We start from the raw sequence: 15,075 nt of genomic DNA on the forward strand, positions 1-15,075 counted from the left end.
ATTGAAAAAACCCGGTTTCCTCTTTTATGACTACTTCACCTTCCCTTTCCGAGCGCTGCTGGTGTCAAGCCATCCAAGGACTGGCCGAGATCATAGCGTCGCGCGGCCTGCATCCTTCCGAGGTTGTTGTGCTGCTCCCTTATGCCCAGTTGATTCAGCAGGCGCGCCAGACCTGGGCTGAAAACGCTGGCGACACGTTTTTCGTGCCTCGCTTTGAAACCACCATGAACTGGGCCAGCGGCCTGGGCGGCACGCTGGGCATGTTCACGCCATCGGGTTTTGATCTGCGGATGGATGTGTCGGTTGACATGCTGACCGCCACATCGCTGCTCGGTCAGGCAGGGCTGGAGGCGCAACAGGATGCGCTTGCCGGCCGGCTGGTCGAGTCCGCCTGGAGCCTGAGCCGCGTGGCCGCCAGCGTGCTGCCCGCCGAACGCCAGGCCTGGAGCGCGTCGCTTTCCGAGGCCCTGGGCGTTGGGCTGGACTCGCCGGTGCTGGCGCTGGAAGCAGCCGTCGGGCGCATTGCGCTGGCCTGGGTGGCGGCTTCGAGTTACGCATCAGACAGGCTTTTCCAGGCCGCGCCGGCCCTGCTGGTGGTGGTCGAGGGTTTCCAGGCCGAGCCGGTGACCGAAGCGCTGCGGCTGCATTTTGGCGAGCGTGCATTGTCAATTGCGCTGTGCCTGCCCGAAGACGAACCCGAGGCCTCGGGCGCGCCGCTGCCCGCACTGCATGCGGCGCTTGACGCCGAAGACGAGGCATGTCGCGCCACGGCCTGCGTCCTGGCGCACCTGGCGCAAGGCCGCTGCCCGGTGGCGCTGATCGCCCAGGACCGGCAGTTGACCCGCCGCGTGGCCGCAATGCTGTCCGAGCGCGGCATATTCATGCGCGATGAAACCGGCTGGAAGCTGTCCACCTCGCGTGCTGCAGCCGGTCTGATGGTGCTGCTGCGCGCCTTGCCCTGGGACGTGTCCACCGACGCCGTGCTCGACTGGCTGAAAAATGCGCCGGCCTTTGCCCCTGCCACTGTCACGCAGGCGGAAGCCGAGGTGCGCAAGTTCGGTGCGCGCGCCTGGCGCGACCTGCCGACGGCGCCGATGGAGGCGCTGGCCATTGCCCAGCCTTTGGTGCGGGAGGTAAACCGGCAGCGCGATGCACTGGCTCGCCCCCGCTTGTTGGCCGCCTGGCTGCGCGACCTGCGCGGCGCGCTGCAATTGGCTGGCCAGTGGGACCTGCTGGCGCGCGATGAGGCCGGCCAGCGGGTGCTGGAAACGCTGCGCCTGCACGAAGGCGCCGACACCGAGTTTGCCGACGCCCCGGTGATGAAGCTCAGGGAATTCACCAGCTGGGTCAACCAAGCGCTCGAAGCGCAAACATTTTCTCCCGAGCACCCAACGCACGAGCAGGTCGTGATTTTGCCACTGGCGCAACTGCTGGGCCGCTCGATGCAGGCGGTTGTACTGCCCGGCTGCGACGAGGTTCGCCTGCCGGTGTCGCCCGACCCGCCAGGCCAGTGGACACCCAGCCAGCGCGAACTGCTTGGCCTGCCGTCACGCGATGCGCTGGCCCGTGTGTCGCGCCGTGCCTGGGCTTATGCCTTGCAGCTGCCGCATGTGGACCTGCTGTGGCGGCGCAGCGAAGCCGGCGAGCACCTGATGCCCAGCGGTTTCGTGCAGGAACTGCTGCTTGGTCGCCGGCTTGTGTCTGACCTGGCAGACGACCCGCGCAGCCTGCGTGCCGTGCCAGTCTGCCCGACGCCCCGGCCGCAGCCCACCGGCGAGGCGCTGCCCGTTACGCGGCTGTCGGCCAGCAGCTATGGCGATTTGCGCGCCTGTCCCTACCGTTTCTTTGCGCTGCGCCAGTTGGGCCTGCATGAATCGGACGAACTGGAAAGCGAGTTGGGCAAGCGCGATTTCGGCAACTGGCTGCACAGCCTGCTTTGCATCTTTCATGAAGCATTAAAAGAGGCTCCTGCGCACGACCAGCTTACACGAATAGCTATGATTAATGTAGCGGCGGAGCAAGCCAGGAAAAAGCTGGGCCTGAGCAGCAGCGAGTTTTTGCCATTTGCCGCCGCCTGGGTGCCGGTGCGCGATGGCTACCTGGCGTGGCTGGCCGCACACGAGGCCACCGGTGCCTGCTTCGACAGTGCCGAGCAGTGGCGCGAGATGCCTCTGGGCGAACTGACGCTGATCGGCCAGATCGACCGCATCGACCAGCCGGCAGGTGGCGGGCTGCTGCTGATCGACTACAAGACCGAGCCGCGCACCACCACCGCCGAGCGAATCAAGCATGGCATGGAAGACACGCAGCTGGCTTTTTATGCGGCCTTGACCGACGACGACACGCTGGCCGCCAGCTATGTCAACCTGGGTGAAAAGGAGCCGACCCGCACCTACGACCAGCCCGATATCGTCGAGTTGCGCGATGCACTGATCGACGGCATTCTGAGCGATATGGCCCGCATTGCCGAGGGCGCGTCGCTGCCAGCGCTTGGGGAAGGCAAGGCCTGCGACTATTGTTCGGCACGCGGCCTGTGCCGAAAAGACTTTTGGAGTGAGTAAGGCCCCCACGCTCCCCACTTCATGTGGTTCGCTGCCCCCCGAGGGGGCCGCCCCGCCTGCGGCCTGGCAGAGCCAGTTCCGCTGCGGGAACTTGCATGGACGGGGAGGATGACGCTCCCACGCTTGTCCTTTCGCATATTGCGCTGCGCCTGCAGCCCGGCGAAGCCGGTTCTGCGGCCCCCGGCTGGTTCGGATACTGTATGACCCACGCTTTGTGACCCGCGTTTTGTTTTTCCGTTTGATGCATGCTTTCCAATGACCAAGAGAGACCTTTCATGACCGCCGCCTACGAATGCAACGGCCAGCCCGTTTCCGCCGATGCCTTTTACGCCATTGCCTGCGATCCGCGCCGCAGTGTGGCGGTCGAGGCTTGCGCGGGTGCGGGCAAGACCTGGATGCTGGTCTCGCGCATCGTGCGGGCGCTGCTCGATGGCGCGAACGCCTCGGACCATGCCGACGGCACGCCGCGCGAGGCGGTGCGGCCACATGAAATCCTGGCCATCACTTTCACCAGGAAGGCGGCTGGCGAGATGCGCGAGCGGCTGGATGAATGGCTGAAAAAGTTCACCCATGCCGACGACGAAACCCTGCGCCAGGAACTGGTGATGCGCGGCGTTTCAAGCCAAAAAAGTTTGCAATCCAATGCCGACATGCGCCGGCAGCTGTCAAACTTGTACCGCTCCATGCTCGCCAATGGCCGTTCGGTGCAGATACGCACCTTTCATGGCTGGTTTGCTGCATTGCTGCGCAGCGCGCCGGTAGCCGTGCTGCACCAACTGGGCATGCCGGTGAATTACCAGTTGCTAGAAGACGATGCGCCTGCCCGGGCGCTGGTATGGCGCCGCTTTTATGCGGCGATGGCCGGCAATCCACCGCTGCAGGCTGACTTCGAGGCGCTGGTGCTGGGCCACGGCCGCTTTCAGGCCCACAAGGCGCTGCACACCGCACTGGACAAGCGGACCGAGTTCGTGCTGGCCGATGAAAAATGCGTGGTCGATGCGTCGGTACAGCCGTTTGCGCTGCAGTTTCCAGAGTTCGCCGAACTCGCCACGCCGCAGGACTGCCTGGCGCCTGCCGGTCGGGGCCACGCCTTGCTGGTCCATGCCGCCACAGCTCTGGGACGCGCCAGCGCGCCGTCGTTTTCCGCCAAGGGCGCCGAACTGGAGCAGGCCTTGAGCCGACTGGACCTGCCCGGCATCTTCAGCGCGCTGCTGACCGACAAGGGAACGCCGCGCAAGTTCGGCGAAAAAATCAACGGCATCGACACGGTGCGCCAGGCTCAGGACCTGGTGCTGCGGGTGCAGGCTGCCTGCCAGCAGCACGAGGCGTGGGTGCATCAGCAGCGCATGGCCCGGCTCAGCCGCTTGTTGATTGCACAGTACAACCAGCTCAAGCGCGAGCAGGGCTGGGTGGACATGAACGATGTCGAGCGCGCTGCGCTGGTCATGCTGGGCGACCCGGTGCTGGCCGGTTGGGTGCAGGAGCGGCTGGATGCGCGCATCAAGCACCTGATGATCGACGAGTTCCAGGACACCAACCCGCTGCAGTGGCAGGCGTTGTCGGCCTGGCTGAGCGGCTACGGCGGCGCGGGCTCGGCCCCCAGCGTGTTTCTGGTCGGTGACCCGAAGCAGAGCATCTACCGCTTTCGCCGCGCCGAGCCGCAGGTGTTTCGTGCCGCGCAGGTTTTCGTGGTCGAGGGGCTGGGCGGTGACTTGCTCAGTTGTGACCACACCCGGCGCAATGCGCTGGCGGTGATCGAGACAGTCAATGCGGTGATGGGCCATGCGCGCACGGCGGACGGCTACGACGGTTTTCGCGACCACAGCACCGATTCGACGAAAGCCGGTGCCACCGGCTGCCTGCCGGCGATTCCCCGGCTGGGGGCGAATGCCGATGCCAGCATGCCGCCCGGCGAAGGCTGGCGCGACAGCTTGACGACGCCGCGCGAATTGCCCGAAGAAACACTGCGAACGCTGGAGGCGCGCCAGGCCGCCGCCTGGATTTCCCGGCAGATTGCCAGTGGCCTGGCACCGTCGGATGTGATGGTGCTGTCGCGCAAGCGGGCCGGCCTGCTGCCGGTGCAGGAGGCCTTGCGGGCACTGCATATTCCCGCGCAGATAGGCGAGAAAACCGACCTGATCGACTGCTGCGAAGTACTGGACATGGTGGCGCTGCTCGACGCACTGGTGTCGCCGCAAAACGATTTGTCGCTGGCCAGAGCCTTGCGTTCGCCGCTGTTCGGCCTGCTCGATGCCAGCCTGGTGAAGATCGCGCTGCTGCAGCGCGAGCACAAGCTGCCGTGGCACGATTTGCTGCAAAAAACAGAGCTGCTGGCGCCTGAGCTGCAAGGGCTGTCGGCCAAATTGTCGCGCTGGAAGGGCTGGCTGGACAGCCTGCCGCCGCACGATGCGCTGCAAGGCATCTACGACGATGGCGATGTGCTGGCACGTTTTGCCGCAGCAGCCCCCGCCGCCCGGCGCCTGTCGGTGCTGGCCAACCTGCGCGCGCTGCTGGCCGTGGCGCTGGGTCGCGATGGCGGCCGCTTTGCCACCCCCTACGGCCTGGTGCGCGCGCTCAAGGCGGGCGGCCTGCTGGCGCCGGTAGCGGCCAACGACGCTGCGGTGCGTCTGTTGACCATCCACGGCGCCAAGGGGCTGGAAGCCGAAGCGGTGCTGCTGCTGGACACCGACACGGCCGAGCGCAACGCCGACAGCATGGGCGTGCTGATCGACTGGCCAGGCGAAGCCACCGAGCCGCACAAGCTGGTGTTCCTGGTCAGTGAAGCCAAGCCGCCGGCCTGCGCGCAGGACACGCTGGCCATCGAACAGGCGGCCCGCAAGCGCGAGGAGCTCAATGCCCTGTATGTCGCCATGACGCGCGCCCGCCACACGCTGGTCATCTCGTCGATCACGCCGCACCGCACGACCACCGACAGCTGGTGGCAGCGGCTGCAGGGCCTGCTGCCGCCGCTGGCCGCGCCTAGCCCCGCCGGCGAGTCCGCCAGCCAGGACACGCCCGGCGTGTTTTACCTGGCCGAGCTGGCGGTATTGCCCGACACACCGTTACCCAAGCCGCTGCCGGAAACACCGGCGGACGAAGACCCGGCGATTGCCCGCATCGGCAAGGCCATGCACCGCCTGCTGGAGTGGGGCGGTCCGACGTCGGCCGAGCATGTCGGCGCGGTGGCGCGCGAGTTCCGGCTCAGTCCGGCGCAGTCGGCCGAGGCGTCTGTCTTGGCCCAGCGCATCATCCAGGGCGACGGGGCCTGGGCCTGGCAAGAGGACATTCTGGCCTGGCAGGGCAATGAAGTGGACCTGGTGTTCCAGGGCCAGGCCTTGCGGCTCGACCGCCTGGTCCAGCGCAAGGACGCCGGCCATGAAGGCCAGTGGTGGGTGCTGGACTACAAGTCAGCGCCAAAGCCCGAACTGCAACCCGAGTTGCTCATCAAAATGCGGATCTACCGTGCCGCCGTGCAGCGAATCTACCCGGGCGCACCGGTGAAAGTGGCCTTCCTCACAGGGCAAGGAACTGTTGTGGCGCTTGACTGATCACAAAACAGCAGCGCTGGATGCAGCGTTGCTGTTGATTTCATGTTGCAACCCAGGCTGGCCAGGCCGGCTTATTTTTGAAAGTACCGGATTTATGTACAAATCGCTTGCTGTTTCGCTGGCGCTGCTGGCCTCGACCACTCTGGCGCTGGCCCAGATGCCTGCGCCTTCAAACCCTTCGGTGCGGTTGCGCGCCACGATCCAGACGGTCGAGGCCGGCAGCCTGACGGTCAAGGATCGCAGCGGCGAAGTCATCACCCTCGCGCGTCCTGCCGACATGGGTGTGTCCGAGGTGTTTGCGATCACCCTGGCCGATATCAAGCCCGGCAGCTATATCGGCACCGCCGCCATGCCGCAGGCCGATGGCAGCCAGCGGGCGCTCGAAGTGCTGGTGTTTCCCGAAGCAGCGCGCGGCACCGGAGAAGGCCACTTTGCGTGGGACCTCCAACCCGAAAGCACGATGACCAACGCCACCGTCGCAGACCTGGTCGAAGCGCCTTCCAGTGTTCCGGGCGGCAAAATGCTCAAGCTTAAATACAAGGACGGCGAAAAAACCGTCATCGTGCCATCTGGCACGCCGGTGGTCAGCTTCAAGCCAGCCAAGGACGATGAAAAAGCGCTGCTGGTGCCGGGGGCCAGAGTGTTGATCACCGCGCAGGAAAAAGAAGGCAAGCCGACAGCGCTGCGCGTGATCGTCGGCCGCAACGGGTTTGCGCCACCGATGTAACTGCAATAATCACTGTCCTCGCAAGCCGGCCTGAAGTCCGCTCCGCACATGAATTCCAGGCTATTGCACGGCCAGCCCAATATTGGCGGGCGTTGCCGGCTATTGATTACAGGGCACAGCTTGCCTGCTTGCCGGTTTTAACTTTTAATTGCACACAGGGTGCAGACGGATTTTTTTTGAACACTACAAGCTCTCCTGTCCAACCGCTACGCATAGCCGTCATTGGCGGCGGTCCCGCCGGCCTGATGGCAGCCGAAACGCTGGCCATCGCCGGCCCGGCGGTTTGCGTACAGGTGTATGACGCCATGCCGTCGGTTGGCCGCAAGTTTCTGCTGGCCGGCAAGGGCGGGCTGAACCTGACGCACTCCGAACCCGCAGAGATTTTCCTCAAGCGCTACGGCGAGCACAGCTTGCCGCTGCAGACGCTGATGGCCGCTTTTGGACCGGCCGAACTGCGCGCCTGGACCGAAGCGCTGGGCATCGAAACCTTTGTCGGCAGTTCGGGGCTGGTGTTTCCCAAAGACATGAAGGCCGCGCCGATGCTGCGCGCCTGGCTGCACCGTCTGCGCCAGTCAGGCGTGAAGTTTTCCATGCGCCATCGCTGGCTGGGCTGGGCCGACGACGGCGCCTTGAAGTTTTCAACGCCCACTGGCGAATTGCTGGTGCAGGCCGATGCCGTGGTGCTGGCGCTTGGCGGTGGCAGCTGGAAACGCCTGGGTTCGGACGGCGCCTGGGTGCCCTGGCTGGCCGAGCGCGGCGTGGCGGTGGCGCCGCTGCAGCCGTCGAACTGCGGCTTTTACGTGACGGCCCGCCCTGCGCTGGAGGCTGCCGGTCACGGCGAAACCCGGCGAGATTTTCTGCGGGAACTGGTCGGCCAGGCGCCGCAGCCGCAACCGGGCTGGAGCGAACACTTTGCCAGCCGCTTTGCCGGCCAGCCCTTCAAGTCGGTGGCGATCCGCTTCACCGACTCGCAAGGCCGCGCCTTCAGCCGCAAGGGCGAATTCGTCGCCACGGCTACTGGCATTGAAGGCAGCCTGGTGTACGCCGCCTCCAGTCTGCTGAGGGAAGAAATCGAAGCCCGAGGCAGCGCCACCTTGTTTCTCGATCTGCTGCCCGACAAGACGCCCGAACAGGTGCTGGTCGAAGTGCGTCATCCGCGCGGCTCTCGCTCGCTGTCGAGTCACCTGAAAAGCCGCCTGAATCTGGACGGCATCAAGGCCGGCATGCTTTACGAACTGCTGGGCAAGGAAGCCATGGCTGACCCGGTGACGCTGGCTGCCGGCATCAAGGCGCTGCCGCTGAAGCTGGTGGCGGTGCGTCCGATTGACGAAGCCATCAGCAGCGCCGGCGGCGTCCGGTTTGCGGGGCTGGATGCGAACCTGCAAATCGCCGTGCCCGCCGACCTCACGCCCCCGCTGTTTTGCGCTGGCGAAATGCTCGACTGGGAAGCGCCCACTGGTGGTTACCTGATGACGGCTTGCTTTGCCACCGGCCGTGCGGCCGGGCAGGGTGTTCTGCGGCATTTCGGCCAAGCGCTGCCGAACGGCGCCTGAACGGCTGGCGCCTTAGGTGCAGCAAAACTTGTTTGACTGGTTCTCACGCTTGCAGGATATTCAAGGTTTTGCTGTCACTGCCCGGTGCCCTTAAAGCAGCTGGGATTCACTTTTGTCACCGCGGACCTGATCTGCAATCCATGACCCTGGGGCAGAAGGCATGGTTCCCGGGTCGAGCCCGGGATGACAAAAAAGGTGAGAAACAGCATGAATTCCTTGATTTCCACCTTCAGGCCTTGACGGGTGGCGCATGTTCCGCTTCCGGTGCGCCCAGATGGGTCGCGAACCACTCAACCGCCAGTTTGACCACGGCTTCCAGTGTCCCTTTTTCTTCAAACAAATGGGTGCTGCCTTCAACGATCGACATGCGCTTTTCTCCGCGCAGGTGCGTCAGGGAATCCTCGTTGAACTGCATGACGCCCTGGTCGGCGCTGTCGGCGATTAACAGCGTTGGCGCGGTGACGGCCGCCAACGCCACCGGGCCGGCCAGGTCGGGCCGCCCGTCAAGCAACACCACGGCGGCAACCTGCCGGCCCAGCCGGGCAGCGGCAATGATGGCGGCGGCACTGCCGGTGCTGTCGCCGAAGTAGCCCAGCGGCAACTTCGCCAGTTCGGGTTGCGCCGTGGCCCAAAGCGTGGCATCCTGCAGGCGCCCGGTGAGCAAGGCAATGTCAAAGCGGTGTTGGCGGGTGTGAACGTCGATTTGCTCTTCTTGCGCTGTCAACACGTCAAACAGCAGCGTGGCAATGCCGGCCTGCTGCAATTGTTCGGCTACCAGCCGGTTGCGCGCGCTGTGCCGGCCGCTGCCGCTGCCATGGACAAACAGCACCAGCCCGATGGCGCCGTCCGGCACCGTCAGATCGCCGTAAAGCCTGGTGTCGCCGCAGGGAATGCGGACTTCGAGCGCAGCAGAAACATGAAGAGGAATTTTCATGGAGGCCCTCCATCAAAAGCAAAGCACCAGCCTACAAGAAACCGGCGCGTCGTGGCATCAGACTTTGCCATTTTTCTTGTCATCCAGCACACGCAGGCAGATTTTTAAGTAAAAACCACTGCTTGTGCATGCCCAGCAAGCGCTGAATGCTATAAAAATAGCACCATATCAATACATTAGATCGCTTCGCGGTTTGCCGGGCTGCTCACCCCACACGGCGGTGTAATCGCTCTTGATCAACTCAGTTTCTTTACCAGCACCAGGCTCTTGCGGTCCCAGTTGTATTTGCGCTTGCGGGCGTCGGGCAGCCAGTCGGGCTCCATCTGCACGAAGCCGCGCTTGATGAACCAGTGCATGGTGCGCGTGGTCAGCACAAAAATGCTTTGCAGGCCGGCGGCTTTGGCGCGCTGCTCGATGCGTTTGAGGATTTTCTCGCCGTCGCCCTGACCCTGGCTTTGCGGCGACACCGTGAGGGCCGCCATCTCGGCGGTCCTGGCCTCGGGGTAGGGGTATAGCGCTGCGCAGGCAAAGATCACGCCGTCATGCTCGACGATGGTGTAGTGGTCAGCGTCGCGTTCGATCTCGGTGCGGCTGCGCTTGACCAGCGTGCCGTCTTTTTCAAACGGCTCGATCAACTGCAAAATGCCGCCTACGTCGTCGGCGGTGGCTTCACGCAGCTCTTCGAGCTTTTCATCGACCACCATGGTGCCAATGCCGTCGTGCACATAGATTTCCAGCAACAGTGCGCCATCGACCGCGAACGGGATGATGTGGCTGCGCTCGACGCCCGCCTTGCAGGCCTTAACGCAGTGCTGCAGGTAAAACGCCGTGTCGCTAGGGCGCTGGGCGGCCGGCACCTGGGCCAGCAGACTTTCGGCGGCGGCCAGTGGCAGTTCGGTGTCGATCGGGTTGTCTTCGCTCAGGGGCTCGTCCGGATTGCTGCGGATTCCGGGGATTTCGGTGACAAAAATCAGCTTGTCGGCCTGCAGCGCAATCGACACGCTGGTCGCCACTTCTTCCATGGTCAGGTTGAAGGCTTCGCCGGTCGGCGAGAAACCGAAAGGCGACAGCAGCACCATCGCGCCAAAATCCAGCGTGCGGGAAATGCCGGCCACATCAACCTTGCGCACCAGCCCTGAATGCTGGAAATCCACGCCATCGACAATGCCGACCGGCCGGGCGGTGATGAAGTTGCCCGAGATCACGCGAACCGTCGAGCCGGCCATGGGCGTGTTGGGCAGGCCCTGGCTGAAGGCGGCCTCGATTTCATATCGCAGCTGGCCGGCCGCTTCCTGCGCGCAGTCGAGCGCCACGCCGTCGGTGATGCGCATGCCGTGCGAGTATTTCGCCTCGTGGCCCTTGGCGCTGAGCTGCTCATTGACCTGCGGCCGAAAGCCATGCACCAATACCACCTTCACGCCCATGCTCTGGATCATGGCCAGGTCTTGCGCCAGGTGCGGCAGCTTGCCGGCCGCAATCGCCTCGCCGCAGACGCCGACCACGAAAGTCTGGTTGCGAAACTTGTGGATGTAGGGCGCCACCGAGCGGAACCAGGGGACAAAGGTGAAGTTGAATACCGTGGACATGGCGCGCTTTCGGGTTCGGGCATGGGCCGGTGAAACGCCAGGCAACACGCAAAGTCGACTGTCGCTGCATTTCACCGCAAACAAAAAAATAAGCAGTCAGTGTAAAGGCGTGCCCGGCGTCGACAGGCGCACCGGCGCCTGAAAGCCCGTCAGGCCAGTCCTGAGCGGGCAGAACGCCGATAATCAGCAGCTTTGACTGCTGGGTTCTCCTTGGCTTCCTCTGCTTCCTCTGCTTCCTCTGCTTCCACCTTGTCTCCTCTGGCCATCACCTTTCCCGAGTCGCTGCCGGTTTCCAGCCGGCGCGACGACATTGCCGCAGCGCTCACGGCGCACCAGGTCATCATCGTCTGCGGTGAAACCGGTTCGGGCAAAACCACGCAACTGCCCAAGATCGCCCTGGCGCTGGGGCGCGGCAAGCTCAACTACCCACCCGGCCAGGGCAAGCTGATTGGCCACACGCAGCCGCGCCGCATTGCCGCTTCCAGCGTGGCCAAGCGCATCGCCGAAGAATTGCAGACGACGCTGGGCGACGTGGTCGGCTACAAGGTGCGTTTTCAGGACCGGCTGAGCCGCGATGCGTCGGTCAAGCTGATGACCGACGGCATCTTGCTGGCCGAAACGCAAACCGATCCGCTGCTGCGCGCCTACGACACCATCATCATTGACGAGGCCCACGAGCGCAGCCTGAATATCGATTTTTTGCTGGGCTACCTTCGCCAGTTGCTGCCGCGCCGCCCGGATCTGAAGGTCATCATCACCTCGGCGACCATCGACGCCCAGCGGTTTGCCGATTATTTTGCGTCCAGCCAAGGGCCCGCGCCCGTCATCATGGTGTCGGGCCGGATGTTTCCGGTCGAGCAACGCTACCGGCCGTTCGAAGAGTCGCGCGAGCATGACCTGAATGATGCAATTGCCGATGCGGTCGATGAACTCTGGATGAGTCCGCACAGCGCTGGCGACATCCTTATTTTTCTGCCCGGCGAACGCGAAATCCGCGAAGCCGCTGACCATTTGCGCAAGCACCTGGCGCACCAGCCCCTGACGCGCAATGCCGAGGTGTTGCCGTTGTTTGCGCGACTTTCCCAAGCCGAGCAGGACAAAATTTTTGATGGCCACAGCGGCCGGCGCATCGTGCTGGCGACCAATGTGGCGGAAACGTCGCTGACGGTTCCAGGCATCAGATATGTCATTGACGCCGGCACGGCGAGGGTCAAGCGCTACAGTTTCAGGAACAAGGTCGAGCAGTTGATGGTCGAGCCGATCAGCCAGTCGGCCGCCAACCAGCGCGCCGGGCGCTGCGGCCGGGTGGCTGACGGCATCTGCATCCGGCTGTACGATGAAGCCGATTTTCTCGGCCGGCCGCGCTTTACCGATCCCGAGATTTTGCGCAGTTCGCTGGCCTCGGTGATCTTGCGCATGAAGTCGCTGCATCTGGGAACGATTGAGAGCTTTGCCTTCATTGAGCCGCCCCAGGGCCGCGCGATTGCCGACGGCTACCAGTTGCTGGCCGAACTCGGCGCGGTGAACGACGACAACGAACTCACGCCCGTTGGCTGGACGCTGGCCAAGCTGCCACTGGACCCGCGTGTCGGCCGCATGATCCTGGAGGCGAAAGACCGGCAGGCGCTCGACGAGGTGCTGGTGATTGCCAGTGCCCTGAGTGTGCAGGACGTGCGCGACCGTCCGATGGACAAGCAGACACAGGCCGACCAGGCGCATGCCAAGTTCGACGACGAAAAAAGCGAATTTGTCGGCTTTTTGAAATTGTGGAAATGGCTGGGCGACTCACGCGGCGGCCATGACGCGGTGCACAAGCTGACGAACCGCCAGTACGAAGGCCTGCTGCGCGAGAATTTTGTCAACATTCGACGCGTGCGCGAGTGGCGCGACATCCATTCGCAATTGTTGGCAGTGGTCAAGGAGCAGGGCTGGCATCTCAACACGCAGCCGGCAAGCTACGACCAACTGCATTTGTCACTGCTGTGCGGCTTGCTGGGCAATATCGGCCTGAAAAGCGAAGAAGACGACTGGTACCTGGGCGCGCGCGGCATCCGCTTTTATCGCCACCCCGGCGCACGGCTCAGCAAAAAGCCGGGCCGCTGGATCGTCGCCGCCGAGCTGGTCGAAACCACGCGTCTGTTTGGCCGGGGCATTGCCAATATTGACCCGCAGTGGATTGAGCAAGTCGGCGGGCATTTGCTGAAAAAGCAGTTGCTCGATCCGCACTGGGAGAAAAAAGCCGCGCAGGTCACGGCGCTGGAACGTGCCACGCTCTACGGCTTGGTGGCCTACAACGGGCGGCGCGTCAACTTTGGCCGCATTGATCCGGTCTCGTCGCGAGAAATCTTCATCCGCGAAGCGCTGGTGGCTGGCAATTGGGACACCCGGCTGCCTTTTCTGGCGGCCAACGACAAGATGATCAGGCATGTCCAGGAGCTGGAGCACAAGGCGCGCCGGCAGGACGTGCTGGTCGATGACGAGCTGATCTACGCGTTTTACGACCAGCAGTTGCCGGCCGATATCTGCTCAGGCGCCGGCTTTGAGAGCTGGTTCAAGGCCGAGGTCAAAAAGCAGCCCCAATTGCTGCTCTTGACACAAGACGAGCTGATGCGCCATGAGGCGGCCGGGATCACCACGCAGGCGTTTCCCAAGACGTTGCGGCTGGGCGGCGTCGATTGCATGGCAACCTATTTGCACGAGCCCGGCGACGCGCGCGATGGCGTGACCGTCGAGGTGCCGATTTTTGCGCTGAACCAGGTCAACGAGGAACGCTGCGAATGGCTGGTACCCGGCATGTTGAAAGACAAGATCCAGGCGCTGATCAAGACCTTGCACCAGCGCCCGCGCTCGCGCCTGGTGCCGCTGCCCGACACCGCCGCGCGGATGGCGCAGGAACTGCTCGCAGCAGAGAAATTCGGCGCGCTTTCGCTGACCGAGGCGGTGCTGAAATGGGTGCGCGACGCGACCTCGCTCGACATCAAGCGGGCCGACCTGAAGCTCGACATGCTGGCGCCGCACCTGTTCATGAACTTCCGCGTGGTCGACGAACACGGCCGCCAGCTGGGTGCAGGCCGCAACCTGGCAGCGCTCAAGGGCGAGCTGGGCTCGCAGGCGCGGGGAGCGTTTCAGGCCCTGGCGGGGCTGAAAAACCTGGGCCGGGCGATACCCGCTGCGCTTAATGTGACTCCGGCCAGTGCCTCGGACCGAAATAAAGCATTAAATAAGCCTCTAGCGCAGGCAGGACGGGCGCAAGCAGCTCCTGAAAAGATAGTGGCCAAGGCTGCTGAGCGCTACACCAGCTGGACGTTTGGCGAGCTGCCTGAACTGATGGAAATCGGCAAGGGCGCGCAGACGCTGATTGGGTTTCCGGCGTTGATCGACTTGGGCGATGCGGTGACGATCGAGGTGTTCGATGAGCCCGATACAGCAGCCATCAAGCACCGCGCAGGCCTGAGGCGGTTGTTCTCGCTGCAGATCAGGGATGCGCTGAAATACCTGGAAAAAAATCTTCCCGACCTGCAGAAAACCGCAACGTCGTACATGCTGGTCGGCCGCGCTGCCGACAACTCGGGCGGCGGCACGGTGGACGAGTTGCGCCAGCAGATCATCGAGGTCGCACTGGACCGGGCGTTCTTGCTCGATCCGCTGCCGACGAACGAGGCCGACTTCAAAAAGCGAATCGATGACGGACGTGGACGCCTGACGCTGATTGCCAGCGAAGTGGCGCGCCTGGCGTCCAGCGTCCTGATCGAGTTTGCCGCGGCGCAGCGAAAGATCAAGGACACCAAAAACGCCACCGATGCTGCGGCCGATGCGGCCCAGCAACTGCAGCGCCTGGTGCCCAAGCGTTTCCTGACGACCACGCCTTACGCGCAGCTCCAGCACTTTGCGCGTTATCTGAAAGCCATCACCCTGCGTCTGGAAAAATGGCGCGCCGACCCGGCCAGAGACGCCGCCCGGCTGGCCGAATTGCGCCCGCACGAACAGCGCTACTGGCGGCTGCTCGCCGAGCGCAAGGGTGCGGTTGACCCGCGCATGCAGGAATACCGATGGTTGCTCGAGGAACTGCGGGTGAGCTTTTTTGCGCAGGAACTGCGCACGCCACAGCCGGTCAGCATCAAGCGGCTGGACAAACTCTGGGCGCAACTCAACAGCTGACGCCGACA

The 15,075-nt window shown here is 63.9% G+C and carries 7 protein-coding genes; 5 read left to right on the forward strand and 2 right to left on the reverse strand.

Annotation, left to right across the window (positions count from 1 at the left end; translation table 11 throughout):
• Window positions 1-26: 26 nt before the first annotated feature.
• The 4 genes from IWX87_RS16540 (at window position 27) to IWX87_RS16555 (ending at window position 8,389) form a co-directional block, all read left to right on the forward strand.
• Window positions 27-2,561, forward strand: coding sequence for a PD-(D/E)XK nuclease family protein (locus IWX87_RS16540; RefSeq protein ID WP_196864623.1), 2,535 nt, complete (start codon window positions 27-29; stop codon window positions 2,559-2,561).
• Window positions 2,562-2,836: 275 nt separating this feature from the next.
• The gene (locus IWX87_RS16545; protein WP_196864624.1) at window positions 2,837-6,109 is read left to right on the forward strand and encodes an exodeoxyribonuclease V subunit beta; all 3,273 of its coding nucleotides are present in this window, start codon (window positions 2,837-2,839) and stop codon (window positions 6,107-6,109) included.
• Between the two features lie 94 nt (window positions 6,110-6,203).
• Window positions 6,204-6,836, forward strand: coding sequence for a hypothetical protein (locus IWX87_RS16550; RefSeq protein ID WP_196864625.1), 633 nt, complete (start codon window positions 6,204-6,206; stop codon window positions 6,834-6,836).
• Between the two features lie 245 nt (window positions 6,837-7,081).
• Window positions 7,082-8,389, forward strand: a complete 1,308-nt coding sequence (locus IWX87_RS16555) for a TIGR03862 family flavoprotein (protein WP_231374869.1) — start codon at window positions 7,082-7,084, stop codon at window positions 8,387-8,389.
• 229 nt (window positions 8,390-8,618) lie between these two features.
• Here the strand turns inward: IWX87_RS16555 and IWX87_RS16560 are convergent, their stop codons facing one another.
• Together IWX87_RS16560 and argA are read right to left on the reverse strand one after the other, a co-directional pair.
• Window positions 8,619-9,323, reverse strand: a complete 705-nt coding sequence (locus tag IWX87_RS16560; protein ID WP_196864626.1) for a dienelactone hydrolase family protein — start codon at window positions 9,321-9,323, stop codon at window positions 8,619-8,621.
• A gap of 236 nt (window positions 9,324-9,559) precedes the next feature.
• On the reverse strand, window positions 9,560-10,909 hold the full coding sequence (argA, locus tag IWX87_RS16565) for an amino-acid N-acetyltransferase (RefSeq protein WP_196864627.1): 1,350 nt from the start codon (window positions 10,907-10,909) through the stop codon (window positions 9,560-9,562).
• 210 nt (window positions 10,910-11,119) lie between these two features.
• On the opposite strand from argA, the gene hrpA reads away from it, so the two are divergent.
• A complete protein-coding gene (gene hrpA, locus IWX87_RS16570; protein ID WP_231376561.1) occupies window positions 11,120-15,067 on the forward strand; it encodes an ATP-dependent RNA helicase HrpA in 3,948 nt (1,315 codons plus the stop codon).
• The last annotated feature ends 8 nt before the right edge of the window (window positions 15,068-15,075 follow it).

The sequence above is a fragment of the Polaromonas sp. CG_9.7 genome, from assembly GCF_015752205.1.
Classification (GTDB): Bacteria; Pseudomonadota; Gammaproteobacteria; order Burkholderiales; family Burkholderiaceae_C; genus Polaromonas.

Coding starts and splice junctions, on each gene's coding strand:
- IWX87_RS16560 (WP_196864626.1), bottom strand. CDS start 9,323: ATGAAAATTCCTCTTCATGTTTCTGCTGCGCTCGAAGTCCGCATTCCC.
- argA (WP_196864627.1), bottom strand. CDS start 10,909: ATGTCCACGGTATTCAACTTCACCTTTGTCCCCTGGTTCCGCTCGGTG.
- IWX87_RS16540 (WP_196864623.1), top strand. CDS start 27: ATGACTACTTCACCTTCCCTTTCCGAGCGCTGCTGGTGTCAAGCCATC.
- IWX87_RS16555 (WP_231374869.1), top strand. CDS start 7,082: ATGGCAGCCGAAACGCTGGCCATCGCCGGCCCGGCGGTTTGCGTACAG.
- IWX87_RS16545 (WP_196864624.1), top strand. CDS start 2,837: ATGACCGCCGCCTACGAATGCAACGGCCAGCCCGTTTCCGCCGATGCC.
- IWX87_RS16550 (WP_196864625.1), top strand. CDS start 6,204: ATGTACAAATCGCTTGCTGTTTCGCTGGCGCTGCTGGCCTCGACCACT.